The 14146-nt window shown below is 56.9% G+C and carries 10 protein-coding genes; 3 read left to right on the top strand and 7 right to left on the bottom strand.

The genetic code is table 11. From position 1 onward, the window contains the following. Positions 1 to 46 precede the first annotated feature (46 nt). Complete coding sequence (locus DUD43_RS13395) at positions 47 to 1372, top strand: sensor histidine kinase (protein ID WP_088450541.1); 1326 nt, start codon at positions 47 to 49, stop codon at positions 1370 to 1372. 62 nt (positions 1373 to 1434) lie between these two features. On the opposite strand, the gene ispF is transcribed toward DUD43_RS13395, so the two are convergent. After that, entirely contained in the window at positions 1435 to 1920 is a 486-nt protein-coding gene (gene ispF, locus DUD43_RS13400; RefSeq protein WP_021446886.1) for a 2-C-methyl-D-erythritol 2,4-cyclodiphosphate synthase, read from the bottom strand. Beyond that, positions 1917 to 2618, bottom strand: a complete 702-nt coding sequence (gene ispD, locus DUD43_RS13405) for a 2-C-methyl-D-erythritol 4-phosphate cytidylyltransferase (RefSeq protein ID WP_153230673.1) — start codon at positions 2616 to 2618, stop codon at positions 1917 to 1919. Before ispD ends, ispF begins: the two co-directional genes overlap by 4 nt. A gap of 29 nt (positions 2619 to 2647) precedes the next feature. On the opposite strand from ispD, the gene mfd reads away from it, so the two are divergent. Beyond that, complete coding sequence (mfd, locus tag DUD43_RS13410; protein ID WP_153231638.1) at positions 2648 to 6127, top strand: transcription-repair coupling factor; 3480 nt, start codon at positions 2648 to 2650, stop codon at positions 6125 to 6127. Positions 6128 to 6328: 201 nt separating this feature from the next. Here mfd and serB read toward each other — a convergent pair whose 3' ends face one another. Beyond that, complete coding sequence (serB, locus tag DUD43_RS13415) at positions 6329 to 7180, bottom strand: phosphoserine phosphatase SerB (protein WP_153230674.1); 852 nt, start codon at positions 7178 to 7180, stop codon at positions 6329 to 6331. A 171-nt stretch (positions 7181 to 7351) separates the two neighbouring features. Between serB and DUD43_RS13420 the strand changes: the two genes are divergently transcribed. After that, complete coding sequence (locus DUD43_RS13420; protein ID WP_153230675.1) at positions 7352 to 8467, top strand: NAD(P)H-dependent flavin oxidoreductase; 1116 nt, start codon at positions 7352 to 7354, stop codon at positions 8465 to 8467. A gap of 131 nt (positions 8468 to 8598) precedes the next feature. Here the strand turns inward: DUD43_RS13420 and DUD43_RS13425 are convergent, their stop codons facing one another. Genes DUD43_RS13425 through nuoL form a run of 4 tightly spaced genes read right to left on the bottom strand, consistent with a single transcriptional unit; the run spans position 8599 to position 14138 of the window. Beyond that, positions 8599 to 9132, bottom strand: coding sequence for a DUF2818 family protein (locus DUD43_RS13425; RefSeq protein WP_153230676.1), 534 nt, complete (start codon positions 9130 to 9132; stop codon positions 8599 to 8601). Between the two features lie 12 nt (positions 9133 to 9144). Beyond that, entirely contained in the window at positions 9145 to 10623 is a 1479-nt protein-coding gene (gene nuoN / locus DUD43_RS13430; protein WP_153230677.1) for an NADH-quinone oxidoreductase subunit NuoN, read from the bottom strand. A gap of 11 nt (positions 10624 to 10634) precedes the next feature. After that, entirely contained in the window at positions 10635 to 12122 is a 1488-nt protein-coding gene (locus DUD43_RS13435; protein WP_194273395.1) for an NADH-quinone oxidoreductase subunit M, read from the bottom strand. Positions 12123 to 12134: 12 nt separating this feature from the next. After that, the gene (nuoL, locus tag DUD43_RS13440; protein WP_153230679.1) at positions 12135 to 14138 is read right to left on the bottom strand and encodes an NADH-quinone oxidoreductase subunit L; all 2004 of its coding nucleotides are present in this window, start codon (positions 14136 to 14138) and stop codon (positions 12135 to 12137) included. Positions 14139 to 14146 lie beyond the last annotated feature (8 nt).

Below are 14146 nucleotides of genomic sequence, written 5' to 3' on the forward strand. Positions count from 1 at the left end.
CCGGCTGGGTTTATTCAGCCGGTCTTTTTTATTGCTCGCAGCGTTAATGCTCGTCAGCCTGGGTGCCTGGCTGCAAGTATTCTTCAGTATGGAAGAAGGCCCACGCGCAGCCCAAATGGCGCAGCGCGTGGCGTCCATTGTCAGCATCACCCGCTCGGCTCTGGTGTACGCGCCCCCGGCGGTACGCCCTGCCCTGTTGCTGGATCTGGCCACCAAGGAAAGTCTGCGCGTGCAACCACGCGAGAACACGGACGAGCTTGAACCCCTGCCGCGCTCCAACTACTGGCAGCACGTCTCTACCGAAGTGCGTGGCGCACTGGGCAGCCAGACCCTGATCATGTGGTCGGTCAACAGCGTGCCGGGCATCTGGGTTTCCTTTGATATCAATGAAGATCAGTATTGGCTGGTCTTTGATCGCGAACAATTAAGTCTGACTGCCGGTGTGGAATGGCTGGGCTGGGGCGCTACCGCCTTGCTGCTGGCCCTGATCGGTGCTGCTGTCAGTGTGCGTTTTGTGAATCGGCCTTTGGCTCAGTTGGCCAAAGTGGCGCAGCAGCTGGCTCGCGGCGAGACCCCTAGCACCCTGCCCGAAAAAGGCCCGGTTGAAATCCGCGACATGAATATCGCCTTTAACCGCATGGCACGCGACATTCGCCAGACAGAGGCGGATAGGGAAATCATGCTGGCCGGTATTTCCCACGACCTGCGCACGCCACTGGCGCGCATGCGTCTGGAAATTGAATTAAGCCAGGTATCGGACGAAACTCGCGCGGCGATTGACGAGGACCTGGCCCAGATTGACCACAGTATTGGTCAGTTGATGGAATACGCCCGTCCTGCTGCGGCTGTCCCTGAACATGGCATTGATGTTTCCGCCGTGCTCAATGATGTATACGAGCGCGAACGCACGCATACCGAATCGCTGGGCGGGATTTTGACGGCCTCCGTCGAGCCCAATCTGTATGCCCGCATCAGCGCTCACGACTTGAAGCGCATCGTCTCCAACCTGATCGAAAATGCCCGTCGCTATGGACGCAGTCCTGAGGATGATCGGGCACGCATCGAGCTATCCGCACATCAACACGGCAATATTCTTGTGATTGCGGTCAAGGATCAGGGAGCCGGGATTGAGAAAGGCGATATCCAGCGCCTGCTGCGCCCCTTCTCGCGCGGTGTCTCTGCACGTACTGGCGTCAGTGGCGCAGGCTTGGGACTGGCTATTGTGGAACGTTTGCTGGGACAAGTCGGCGGCCACTTCGAGCTGGTCAGTGCGCCGTCCGAGGGTTTGACCGCCCGCATTCAATTGCCCCGTATCCGTGCCAGTCGTAATGCGCCTGGCACCCAAGGCGATAAAGACACCAAAGCCTCCTGAGTATTATCAGCCTTAGGCAGGGGGCAGCCCCTGTCCAAGGCCGGACTCAGCCCCGAACCCGCTCAAGCGCGGTACAACAAGGCAACTGAGGTCACCGCAATCCCTTCCTGACGCCCCACAAAGCCAATTGCCTCGTTTGTTTTGCCCTTGATGTTCACACTGCCAGGTTCCAATTGCAGATCAGCCTCGATATTGGCCACCATCGCCGGAGCATGGGGTGCAATCTTGGGTTTTTGCGCATGAATCGTGGCATCTACATTCCCTACCAACCAGCCCGCAGCGCGTACCTGTTCGTAAGCATGGCGCAGCAGCACTCGGCTATCGGCACCCTTGTATTTCGGGTCCGTATCCGGGAAGTGACGACCAATATCCCCCAGACCGGCCGCACCCAAAATCGCATCGGTAATGGCATGCAGCAAGGCATCGGCATCCGAATGCCCCATCAGGCCATGCGTATGCGGAATAGTGACGCCGCCCAGAATCAAAGGCCGGCCTTCGCACAGCACATGCACATCAAAACCTTGCCCTACGCGAATCGGCATGCTCATAACCATTTCTCCATCAATTCAAAATCTTCAGGCCAGGTGACTTTAAAATTCCGCGCCGAACCCAATATTAATAAGGGTTGGCTGCCCGCCAATTCCATGGCGCTGGCCTCATCCGTCACCGCAAAACCCTGTTCTTTAGCCACTTGCAAGGCCTCACGCAAGGCATGGGCAGGAAACAGCTGGGGAGTCTGCGCCAACCACAGCCCTTCTCTGTCCACCGTTTCCTGCACCGCTACGGGCTCGGCAGGCGTTGTGCGCTTGACGGTATCAGGCACAGGCAAAGCCAGCAAGCCACCGCGTTGCGCCTGCAAGCAGGCATCAATCAGCCGCGCCAGCGCTTGCTTGGGCAAACCGGGGCGAGCAGCATCGTGAACCAGAACCCAGGCTTGTTCGTCCTTATCCAGGCTCTGCAAGGTATTGAGCACCGTTTCAGCCCGCGTTTCCCCACCACAAGGCAGGCAGACCGTGTGCGGCAAACCTTCCAGTGCGGCGGCGGCCCACGTATCACCGGGGGCTACCGCCACCCGCACCTGGCTGATGCGTTCATCGGCCAGCAAAGCCTGTACCGAGCGGCGCAACATGGGCTGCCCGCTCAGCAAACGGTATTGCTTGGGCGAGCCTTGCGCCTTCGTGGCAGAATCCAGGGCGCGCGAGCCGATACCGGCGGCTGGAACAATTGCAATCAAGGTAGTCTTCATAGGTGGGTGATTTTATAATGACAATCCTGATGGAAACCGAAAAACAGCACTCCCTGTCCCTGCCCAGCACCCAAGATGTGCTGGCCGCCTTACGCCCCGGTCAACGCTACTCGCAGCCCATGCCTCCTGGCTCGGGCGATGCCTGCCTGATTGCCGACCTGGCCCGCCAGCATAAAGCGCCTATTCTGGTGCTCTGCGCCGATCCCTTGACCGCTCAAAGGCTGGCCGAGGAAATCCTCTTGTTTGGCCCCGCCCTGCGCGTGCGTCAGCTACCGGACTGGGAAACGCTGCCCTATGACAGCTTCTCTCCCCACCAGGATCTGATCTCCGAGCGCCTGCGCACCTTGCATGCCCTGACCATGCACGAGGTCGATGTGCTGACAGTACCTGTCACCACGGCCTTGTATCGTCTGGCACCGCCCTCTTTTCTGGCTGCCTACACTTTTTCCTTCCGCCAGGGAGACGAGCTGGACGAAGCGCAGTTGCGCGCCCAGTTGATGCTGGCGAACTACACCCATATGACACAGGTCAGCGCTCCGGGCGAATTCAGCATTCGCGGTGGTCTGATTGACTTGTTCCCTATGGGTTCAGTGCTGCCCTACCGTCTGGACCTGTTCGACAACGAGATCGAAAGCATACGCAGCTTTGATATCGACACCCAGCGCAGCCTGTATCCCGTCAAGGAAATCCAGCTGCTGCCCGGCCGTGAATTCCCCATGGACGAAGAGGCGCGCACGCAATTCCGGGCACGTTTCCGCGAGTTCTTTGAGGGCGATCCTTCCCGCGCCCTGCCCTATAAAGATGTAGGCAATGGCATTGCCTTTGCCGGTATTGAATACTATCTGCCGCTGTTCTTTGAAGAGACGGCAACCTTGATGGATTATGTGCCGGAAGGCAGTCTGGTCATTACTCACGGGGATGCACAAAACGCGATTGGCCGCTTCCAGAGCGATACCCATAGCCGTTTTTCCTTCCTGAAGAACGACCGTGAACGCCCGATTCTGCCGCCAGAAAGCCTGTTTCTGTCAGACGAGCAGTTTTTCAATGGCATCAAGCCTTTTAGCCGTCTGAGCCTGAACGCCCAGGCCGATAACCAGCCCATCGCCCATCCGGATTTCGAGCCTTTACCTGTTGTGGCGGTGAACCGACGCGATAAGGATCCGCTGGCTCAACTGCGGCAAGAGGTGCTGGACCCGAAAAACCGGACCGTGCTGTGTGCCGATTCGGCAGGTCGTCGGGAAACGCTGCTGCAAATGCTGCGCGAGCACGATCTATCACCGGTAACAGACTGCCAGAATCTGGCCGATTTTCTGGAATCAGACGCCGCTTTTGCTCTGGTCGTCGCGCCTTTGTCGCGTGGCTTTGCCTTGGTTCATGACAGCCTGAGCCTGCTGACAGAGAACGACCTCTACCCCACCCAGACACGCACCCAAAGCAGCCGTCGCCGCAACGAACGCAGCAGCGATGTGGAAGCCATGGTGCGGGACCTGTCCGAACTGCGCGAGGGCGACCCGGTGGTTCACGCCGAACACGGGATTGGTCGCTACTGCGGTCTGAAAGAAATGGACCTGGGCGAAGGCCCGGTCGAGTTCCTGCACCTGGAATACGCCAAGGGCAGCACCTTGTATGTGCCCGTAGCCCAGTTGCACGTGATTGCCCGCTACAGCGGTGCCGACCCCGAGCATGCACCTTTGCACCAACTGGGTTCTGGCCAATGGGATAAAGCCCGCCGTCGTGCAGCCAAACAAGCACGCGACAGTGCTGCTGAGTTGCTGGCCCTGTACGCCCAACGCGCCGCCCGTGAAGGCTTCAAGTTCAAGCTGCCGCTCAATGATTACCAGGCCTTCTCCGAAGGTTTTGGCTTTGAGGAAACACCGGATCAAGCCGCTGCCATTGAAGCCGTCGTAAACGACATGACATCCGGCCAGCCTATGGACCGTCTGGTCTGCGGGGATGTGGGCTTTGGTAAAACCGAAGTCGCCCTGCGTGCCGCCTTCCTGGCCGTGGCCAACGGCAAGCAGGTGGCCTTGTTGTGCCCGACCACCCTGCTGGCCGAGCAACATGCGCAGACCTTCTCGGACCGTTTTGCCGATTGGCCTATCCGTGTTGCCGAGCTGTCCCGCTTCCGCTCGACCAAGGAAACTCAGGCCGCGATTGCAGGCCTGCGCGAAGGCAGCGTGGATATCGTGATTGGTACGCACAAGATCCTGTCCTCGGACGTGCGTTTCAAGCAACTGGGCCTGGTCATCATCGACGAGGAACACCGCTTTGGTGTGCGCCAGAAAGAAGCCTTGAAGCAGCTGCGTGCCGAGGTCGATATCCTGACCCTGACCGCCACCCCTATTCCACGTACCTTGGGCATGTCCCTGGAAGGCATACGAGACTTTTCCGTGATTGCCACGGCACCGCAGAAACGTCTGGCGATCAAAACCTTTGTACGTCGTGAAGATGGCAGCACCATACGTGAAGCGCTGCTGCGCGAATTGAAACGTGGTGGCCAAGTCTACTTCCTGCACAACGAAGTCGAAACCATTCACAACCGGCGTGCCCGTCTGGAAGAGCTGGTGCCGGAAGCCAGTATTGCAGTGGCCCACGGCCAAATGCCGGAGCGCGAACTGGAAGCCGTCATGAAGGGCTTCTACCAGAAGCGCTACAACGTGCTGCTGTGTACCACGATTATTGAAACCGGCATTGACGTGCCTACGGCCAATACCATCGTCATTCACCGTGCGGATCGCCTGGGTCTGGCTCAGCTCCACCAATTGCGTGGACGAGTAGGACGCTCTCACCACCAGGCCTATGCCTATCTGCTGACCCCTGGCGAGGATGCCATCACCAGCAATGCGAAGAAGCGGCTGGAGGCCATTCAGGCCATGGAAGAGCTGGGTGCAGGCTTTTTCCTGGCCATGCACGATCTGGAAATTCGGGGCGCCGGGGAAGTGCTGGGCGAATCGCAGTCCGGCGACATTCAGGAAGTGGGCTATTCCATGTATGCGGATATGCTCAATACCGCTGTCAAAGCCCTGAAAGCCGGTGAAGAACCTGACCTGGATTCACCCTTTGCCTTGCAATGCGAAGTGAATCTGCACACCTCCGCCCTGCTGCCGGCCAACTACTGCCCGGATGTGAATGCCCGTCTGGGACACTACAAGGCCCTGTCACATGCCCGTACCGAAGACGATCTGATCCATATTCATGAGGAACTGATCGACCGCTACGGCCTGCTGCCAGAGGCTGGCGAGAACCTGCTGGCCGTACATCGCCTGCGCATCAAGGCCGAGCCACTGGGGATTGTGAAAATTGATGCCAGCGAAGCCCAGGCGACGATTCAGTTTTCTTCCAAACCCAATGTGGACGCGGTCAGCATTATTGAACTGGTGCAGAAAAATAAGCAGGTACGCCTGGCTGGACCGGACAAGCTCAAGGTTGAAATTACCAAAGGCGAGGAAATCAAGAACCGCATTCAGGCTGTGCGCAATGTCTTGAACAGCTTGCGCAAAGAGAAGTAAGCCTTCACAACAAGGCTGGGATATAAAAAAGAGCGCTGCCCAAGGACAGCGCTCTTTTATTTTTGACAGCCGAACACTCCTGCCTTGTGCGTTTACGCTGGTGAGCTGGAAGGCCTATATACAGACCAACTCTTGGTAAGCCTTGAGTTTGCGGCGCCCACCTTCATTTTTTCGCCAGACTACGCTGACGATCCTCCGACATCAAACGTCCAAACGGAACCAGTTCAACACGGCATCCAACGGAGAGTGATTCAAGGCAAAGCTGGCCTGCTCCTGCACCACTGGTTTGGCACGATAAGCCACCGAGTACTTGGCCTTGGACATCATGGGCAAGTCATTGGCCCCATCTCCAATCGCAATACACTGCTCTGGACCTGCACCCAGCTCAGCCGCCAGCTCCTGCAGGAAACGCGCTTTAGCCTGACCATCCACAATCGCACCCAGCACTTTGCCGGTCAGCTTGCCGTCCACTACTTCCAAGGTATTGGAGTGGGCGTAGCTCAAGCTGAACCGGTCTTTCATGCGCTCGGTAAAGAAGGTAAAGCCACCCGACACCAGCAAGGTTTTCACCCCATGAGCATGAGCCGTCGCAATCAGGCGGTCTGCGCCCAGATTGGGCTGCAAGCGTTCTTCATAGACACGAGTCAGATCACTGACGGGCACACCTTCCAAAAAAGCGACACGACGATTCAGGCTTTCGGTGAAATCCTTGATCTCGCCGCGCATGGCTGCTTCGGTAATCGTGGCAACCTGCTCCTTGCGGCCAGCCATATCGGCAATCTCGTCAATACACTCGATATTGATCAGCGTGGAATCCATATCCATTGCCAGCACGCGCATTTCTTTCAGGCGATCAATCTGCTCCAGAAAGGCAAAATCCATCGCGCCGGTCTTGCACAGGGCCTGCACCTCAGCGCGCTTCGTAGCATCAGCACCCAGCAGACGCACGGCGGTAGGACCCAGCTCCTGCACTCCATCGGCCTGCACCACTGCCGCAATTTTTTCGATGATGGCGCTATCCAGGCGCGGCCCTTGAAGAATGAGATGAGACATCAGATCGTCCACAAAGCAAGAAAATACGGCACAGCCACTGTGCCAAAAGACAATTATTGTAGCCTGCTGCAGGCGCTGCACGGCCCCGCCCGTACACGACAATGTCAGTTTTCAGCCTGAACTCATCCTGCTACGATAAAAGCTATCGCGAAATGACCGAGGACGCCCTCCATGTACATCTGGCCCAACAATACCTTGCTGGATCTGCTCCACATCGAACATCCCATTATCCAATCCCCTATGGCTGGCGCCCAAGACAGCGAGCTGGCCATTGCCGTTGCTCGCGCAGGCGGCCTGGGCTCGCTGGCCTGCGCCATGCTCAGCCTGGAACAAATTCGCGAGCAAGTCGGCTTGTTCAGACAAGCCGTATCGGCTCCTATCAACCTGAACTTCTTTTGTCATGAGGATCTGCGCCTGGAGCCAGAAGCCCTGCAAGAGTGGCGTCTACGTTTGATGCCCTACTACCAGGAATACGGCCTGGACCCGAATCAGGAATTGCCCAAAGCGGCACGTGCGCCCTTCTCCAGCCAACATGCTGAACTGGTCGAGGAACTGAAACCTGAAGTGGTCAGCTTCCACTTTGGCCTGCCCTCCCCCGAACTGGTGCAGCGCGTGAAAAAAGCCGGTGCTCTGATCATGTCCAGCGCGACCACGACGGCAGAAGCGGTCTGGCTGCAAGAGCACGGTGCCGACATCATCATCGCCCAGGGTCTGGAAGCTGGTGGTCACCGTGGCGTGTTCCTGGACAATAAAGTGCATACACAAGTAGGCACCATGTCCCTGGTTCCCCAGATTGCCGATGCCGTCAGCATTCCCGTGATTGCGGCCGGTGGTATTGCCGATGGTCGCGGTATTGCCGCAGCCCTGGCCCTGGGTGCCAGCGCGGCGCAAATTGGCACTGCCTACCTGTTCTGTCCTGAATCCAAGATCACTCCGCTGCACCGCGAAGCCCTGTCCAATAGTCGCTCGGATGGTACAGCGCTGACCAATCTGTTCTCCGGTCGCCCTGCTCGCAGTATCCGCACTCGCCTGATGGATGAAATCGGTCCTTTAAGTACCAGTGCTCCAGTATTTCCCCATGCAGGTTCGGCACTCAGCCCGCTGCGTATCGAAGCCGAAAAACAAGGCCGTACCGAGTTCAGTTCCCTGTGGAGCGGACAAAGCGCTGCCTTGGGTCGCGCCCTGCCTGCCGAGCAACTGACACTGGTCCTCGCTCAAGAGGCTCAGGGCGTCTGCAAGCGCCTGGGCGTAGCTGGAGCCACCCACGCACCTCTGGACAAGCCTTGATCGATTCTGCGGGCTGCACACATGGTCTGCGGCCCTTCATCAGCATCAAGCCCCCCGCTGATGACTCAACACAGAAAATCAGGACAAAAAAAACCTCGCAAAATTGCGAGGTTTTTTTCATGCAGTCAGCACTATTCAAACTTGCCCTTGGGGTGGCGCATCAAATAGCGATACACAAAGCCGGGATACGCCATCACCAAAAACAGAGCAAAGGTAATGGTGTAGAACACCCAGGTCTGCTTGAACGGGTTACCGATGCTGGCTTCAAAAGCAAAACCGAAGGCACCCACAATCCCGTAAAACGCACAGACTTCCAGAAGGCGAGAGAAGAAGCCTTTGGAGACTTTCTGATTCCGAGAGCGCCAGGCCGGGAAGTAAAACATGGCTCCCACCAAAGCCAGACCCAGAAGCAGCTTGCCCAACATGACAGGCAAGGAGCTCAGGCCGGAGCTGGAGGCAATCACCGTGTAGATTCCCAGGCCCAGAGCAGCCAGCACGGCCAGGTACACCAGGCCGACAATCAGCTGCAGCCAGGGCGAGAGACCTGAGCGCTCGCCCGGCAAGGACCAAGGCAAAACCAGCAAGGGCTTTTCCACGAGAAACGGCAGGTTTGCCGTAATCACGGACAGAACAATCAAGACCCAGATGGAAAGGCTTTGGTCCATAGTGCTACCTACTTAAAACTGCAAGGAAGACTGAATCACGCGGATGCAGGTATCCATCAAGCCACCAGGCAACAAGCCCAGGCCAATAATCAGAACACCGTTCACCAGCATGACCAGCTTGGTCAACAAGCCCGTTGCCACAGGATGCTCTTCACCTTCGGGTTCGTCGAAGTAAACAACCTTCACGACACGCAGGTAGTAGAAAGCACCGATCAAGGACATGATCACGGCAAACACGGCCAGCCAGACATAGCCCGCGCCCACCACAGCTTGCAGAACACTCAGCTTGGCGGCAAAGCCGGACAGCGGAGGAATACCAGCCAGGGAGAACATGGACAGCAGCCAGACCAGAGCCAGACCGGGATTACGACGGTTCAGACCTTTCAGGTCGCTGATGTTTTCACATTCAAAACCGCGACGGCTCAGGATCAGAATCAGACCGAAGGTGCTCAGTGTGGTCAGAACGTAGATCACCACGTAGAACAGCGAAGCACCGTAGGCTTGAGAGTGAGTCTCGCCATTGAACACGCCAGCCAGCAAGCCCAGGAAAATGAAACCCATGTGCGAGATGGTCGAATACGCAAGCATACGCTTGAGATTCTTTTGCATGATCGCAGTCAGGTTACCCAGAGCCAGCGACAGCACAGCCATGATCAGCAGCATGGGCTGCCAGTCCACGGCAATACCGTGCAGAGCTTCAACCAGGAAGCGCATGGTCACGGCAAAAGCAGCCAGTTTGGGCGCAGCACCGATGATCAGGGTGACGGTGGTTGGAGCGCCTTGGTAGACGTCCGGTGTCCACATGTGGAAAGGAGCAGCCGTCAACTTGAAAGCCAGACCAGCAACCACAAACACCACACCGAAGACCAGAGCCAGACGCTCGGCTTGGCCGTTGGAGATGACTTCGGCGATGCGCGGGAATTCCAGATGGCCAGTAGCGCCAAAAATCATGGACATACCGTACAGCAAGATACCCGATGCCAAAGCACCCAGTACGAAGTACTTCAAAGCCGCTTCAATGGACTGACGATGTTCACGACGCAGCGCAACCAGTGCGTACAGCGCAAAGGACATCAGCTCCACACCCAGATAAGCGGTCAACATGCTGTTGGCCGAAATCATGATCATCTGGCCCAGCAGAGCCATCAGAGTCAGGGTGTACAGCTCGCCACCACGTTCCATCATGTCACGCTGTTCCGCGTATTCACGACCGTAGATCAGGGTGGCAGCCACAGCCGCGCACGAGAGCAGCTTCAGGAAGTGAGCCATTTCGTCCACGACGAACAGACCACCAAACGAAACACCGCTAACGCCCTTGGACCACTGCCAGGCCACGCTGGCCGCAACCACGGCAAGCGTCAGCAGGCTGAAAACAAACGTCGAGTGGCGCTGTTTGTGTTTGCTGAAAGCATCAAAAATCAGCACACACGAAGCCAGAACCAGGAGCAGGATCTCGGGCAGAGCCAGAGAAAAGTTAAAGTTAGTATCCATAGTGATTCGGCCTACAGTTTCGAGATGGAGACGTGTTGCAGCAACGCTTCAACCGAAACGTGCATGACCTCGGTGAATGGCTTGGGATACACACCCATGCCCAGCACCGCAATCGCCATTACGCCAAGAACGAAGAACTCACGGCCACTCAGGTCGCTCATGCCAGCAACATTGTCGTTACCCACGGGGCCAAAGGCCACGCGCTTGAGCATCCACAGCGAGTAAGACGCACCTGTAATCAGCGCTGTTGCTGTCAACAGACCAATCCAGAAGTTGTACTCAACCGCGCCCATGATGACGGTGAACTCACCGATAAAGCCACTGGTGCCTGGCAAACCACTGTTGGCCATCGAGAACAGCACAAAGAAGGTGACGAAACGAGGCATGACCTTGACCACACCACCGTAATCAGCGATCTGGCGGCTGTGCAGACGGTCGTACAGAACACCGATACACAGGAACATGGCGCCGGACACGAAACCGTGCGAGATCATTTGCATGATCGCGCCTTCCATACCCGTGGTGTTGAACACGAAAAAGCCCAGTGTGACAAAACCCATGTGAGCCACAGAGGAGTAAGCCACCAGCTTTTTCATATCGTCCTGAACGATGGCGACCAGACCAATGTAGATCACCGCGACCAGGGACAGGGCAATGATGATTCCAGCCAGACCTTGCGAGGCATCAGGAGCGATGGGCAGGGAAAAGCGCAGGAAACCGTAAGCACCCAGTTTCAACATGATGGCAGCCAGAACCACGGAACCACCGGTAGGTGCTTCCACGTGGGCATCAGGCAACCAGGTGTGGACAGGCCACATAGGCACTTTCACTGCAAACGCCATGAACAGCGCCACAAAGATCAGCACCTGCGTGGTGTAGTCCAGAGGGACTTTGTGCCAGGTCAGGATATCGAAGGTACCGCCGGACACGTTCCACAGGTAGATGAAAGCAACCAGCGTCAGCAGGGAGCCCATCAGGGTGTAGAGGAAGAACTTGACCGATGCATACACGCGGTTTGGACCACCCCAGATACCGATGATCAGATACATCGGGATCAGCGTGGCTTCAAAGAACACGTAGAACAGCAAGCCATCCAGTGCGGCAAACACGCCAACCATCAGACCCGACAGGATCAGGAAGGCACCCATGTATTGAGCCACGCGGTTCTTGATAACCTGCCAGCCCGCCAGCACCACGATCACCGTGATGAACGCGGTCAGCAGAACAAACCACATGGAAATACCGTCCACGCCAAGGTGGTAATTCACCTTGAAGGCATCAATCCAGGGGGCCAGCTCGACAAACTGCATGTCGGCTGTACCGGGATTGAAGCCCGTGTACAGAGGAATAGTGACAACAAGACCGGCAATCGAACCCAGCAAAGCCAGCCAGCGGGTGAAGGTGGGACGATCATCACGTCCCAGAGCCAGCACCAACAGGCCAGCGACGATAGGTACGAAAATCGCCAGCGTTAACCAAGGAAGAGTAGAAGACGCCATATCGCTAGCCATTTACCGAACCGTCAGTACAAAAAAGGATAAGAGCGCCAGGATCCCGAGGATCATGGCAAAGGCGTAGTGATAGACATAGCCGGACTGGATATGACGGCTGATTGCAGCCACCCAGCCCACTACGCGCGCACTACCGTTGACCACCAGGCCGTCAATCAGACCGCGGTCAGCACCTTTCCAGAGGCCCGTACCCAGGCAGCGAACGCCACGAGACAGTACTTGCTCGTTGAACCAGTCAACGTAGTACTTGTTCTCCAGGATACGGTAGATAAAAGAGCAGTTCTTTTTGATAGCGGCAGGCAAGGCGGGATTAACCAGGTACATGTACCAGGCCACCACAGCACCAGCCACAACCAGCCAGAATGGCAGCGTGCCAAAGCCGTGTACGGCGTAAGCCATCCAGTCAGTCCAGTGTTTGGCCAGAGTTGCCATTGCTGGATGTTCAGGCAGAACCGTCACAATGCCTTCAAAGTAGCCACCGAACAGCAGCGGATCAACAAACCAGATACCGGCGAAGATCGACGGAATGGCCAGCAGAACCAGCGGCAGCGTAACCACCCAGGGCGACTCGTGAGGATCACCACCATGAGCGTGATGGTCGTCGTGACCATGCGACTCGTCGTGCTTGACGTCACGGAAGCGCTCTTTGCCGTGGAATACCAGGAAGTACAGACGGAAGGAGTACAGCGAGGTGACGAACACACCGATCAGTGTGGCGTAGTAAGCGTAGGTCGAACCCCAGATACCGGCTTCGCCTGCGGCTTCGATGATGTGCTCTTTCGAGTAGAAACCCGAGAAGAACGGCGTACCCACCAGAGCCAGCGTACCGATCAGGAAAGTCAGCCAGGTAATTGGCATGTACTTGCGCAGACCACCCATATTGCGGATGTCCTGATCGTGGTGCATACCGATAATCACCGAACCGGCGCCCAGGAACAGCAAGGCCTTGAAGAAAGCGTGTGTCATCAGGTGGAACACAGCGGCCGAGTAAGCCGAAGCACCCAGAGCTACCGTCATGTAACCCAGCTGGGACAAGGTGGAGTAAGCCACAACGCGTTTGACGTCGTTCTGGATAATCCCCAGCAAGCCCAGGAACAAGGCACCAGTTGCACCGATCACGATGATGAAGGACAGCGCCGTTGTCGACTGTTCAAACACAGGCGAGAAACGAGCCACCATGAAGATACCGGCCGTCACCATGGTCGCGGCGTGAATCAGTGCCGAGATAGGGGTAGGACCTTCCATGGAGTCAGGCAGCCAGCTGTGCAACGGCACCTGAGCCGATTTACCCATGGCACCCACGAACAGGGCCAGAGCAGCAACGGTCAGCAATTGCCAGTCGGTACCGGGGAATGTCATGGTGCTCAGTTCCTGAACCTTGGCGAACACGTCGCTGTAGTTCATGGAGCCGGTGTAGGCGTAGAGCAAGCCAATACCCAGAGCAAAACCGAAGTCACCCACACGGTTGACCAGGAAGGCCTTCATGTTGGCGAAAATCGCGGTCTTGCGCTCGTACCAGAAACCGATCAGCAGGTAAGACACCAGACCCACTGCTTCCCAACCGAAGAACAGCTGCAGCATGTTGTTGGACATGACCAGCATCAGCATCGAGAAGGTAAACAGCGAAATGTAGGAGAAAAAGCGCTGATAACCGGGGTCATCTTTCATGTAGCCAATGGTGTAGATGTGCACCATCAGCGACACGGAAGTCACCACCACCATCATCAGGGCAGTCAGCTTGTCGATCAGGAAACCGATGTCCCACTGAATGCTGCCAATGGTGATCCAGGTGTAGACCGGACCGTTGAAGGTCTGGCCTTCCAGAACCTGCAACATGACCATGACCGAGCCGACAAAAGACAGCAGCACGCCCGCGATCGTGATCAGGTGAGCGCCTGTCTTGCCGATAAATCGACCCAGGAAGCCGGTACCAAACAAACCGGCTAGCGCCGAACCCACCAGGGGAGCAAGCGCAATCGTTAAGTAAAGATTTATGGAGTTCATTAGTGTGC

Origin of the sequence: Alcaligenes faecalis (assembly GCF_009497775.1) — a bacterium.
Lineage (GTDB): Bacteria > Pseudomonadota > Gammaproteobacteria > Burkholderiales > Burkholderiaceae_B > Alcaligenes > Alcaligenes faecalis_D.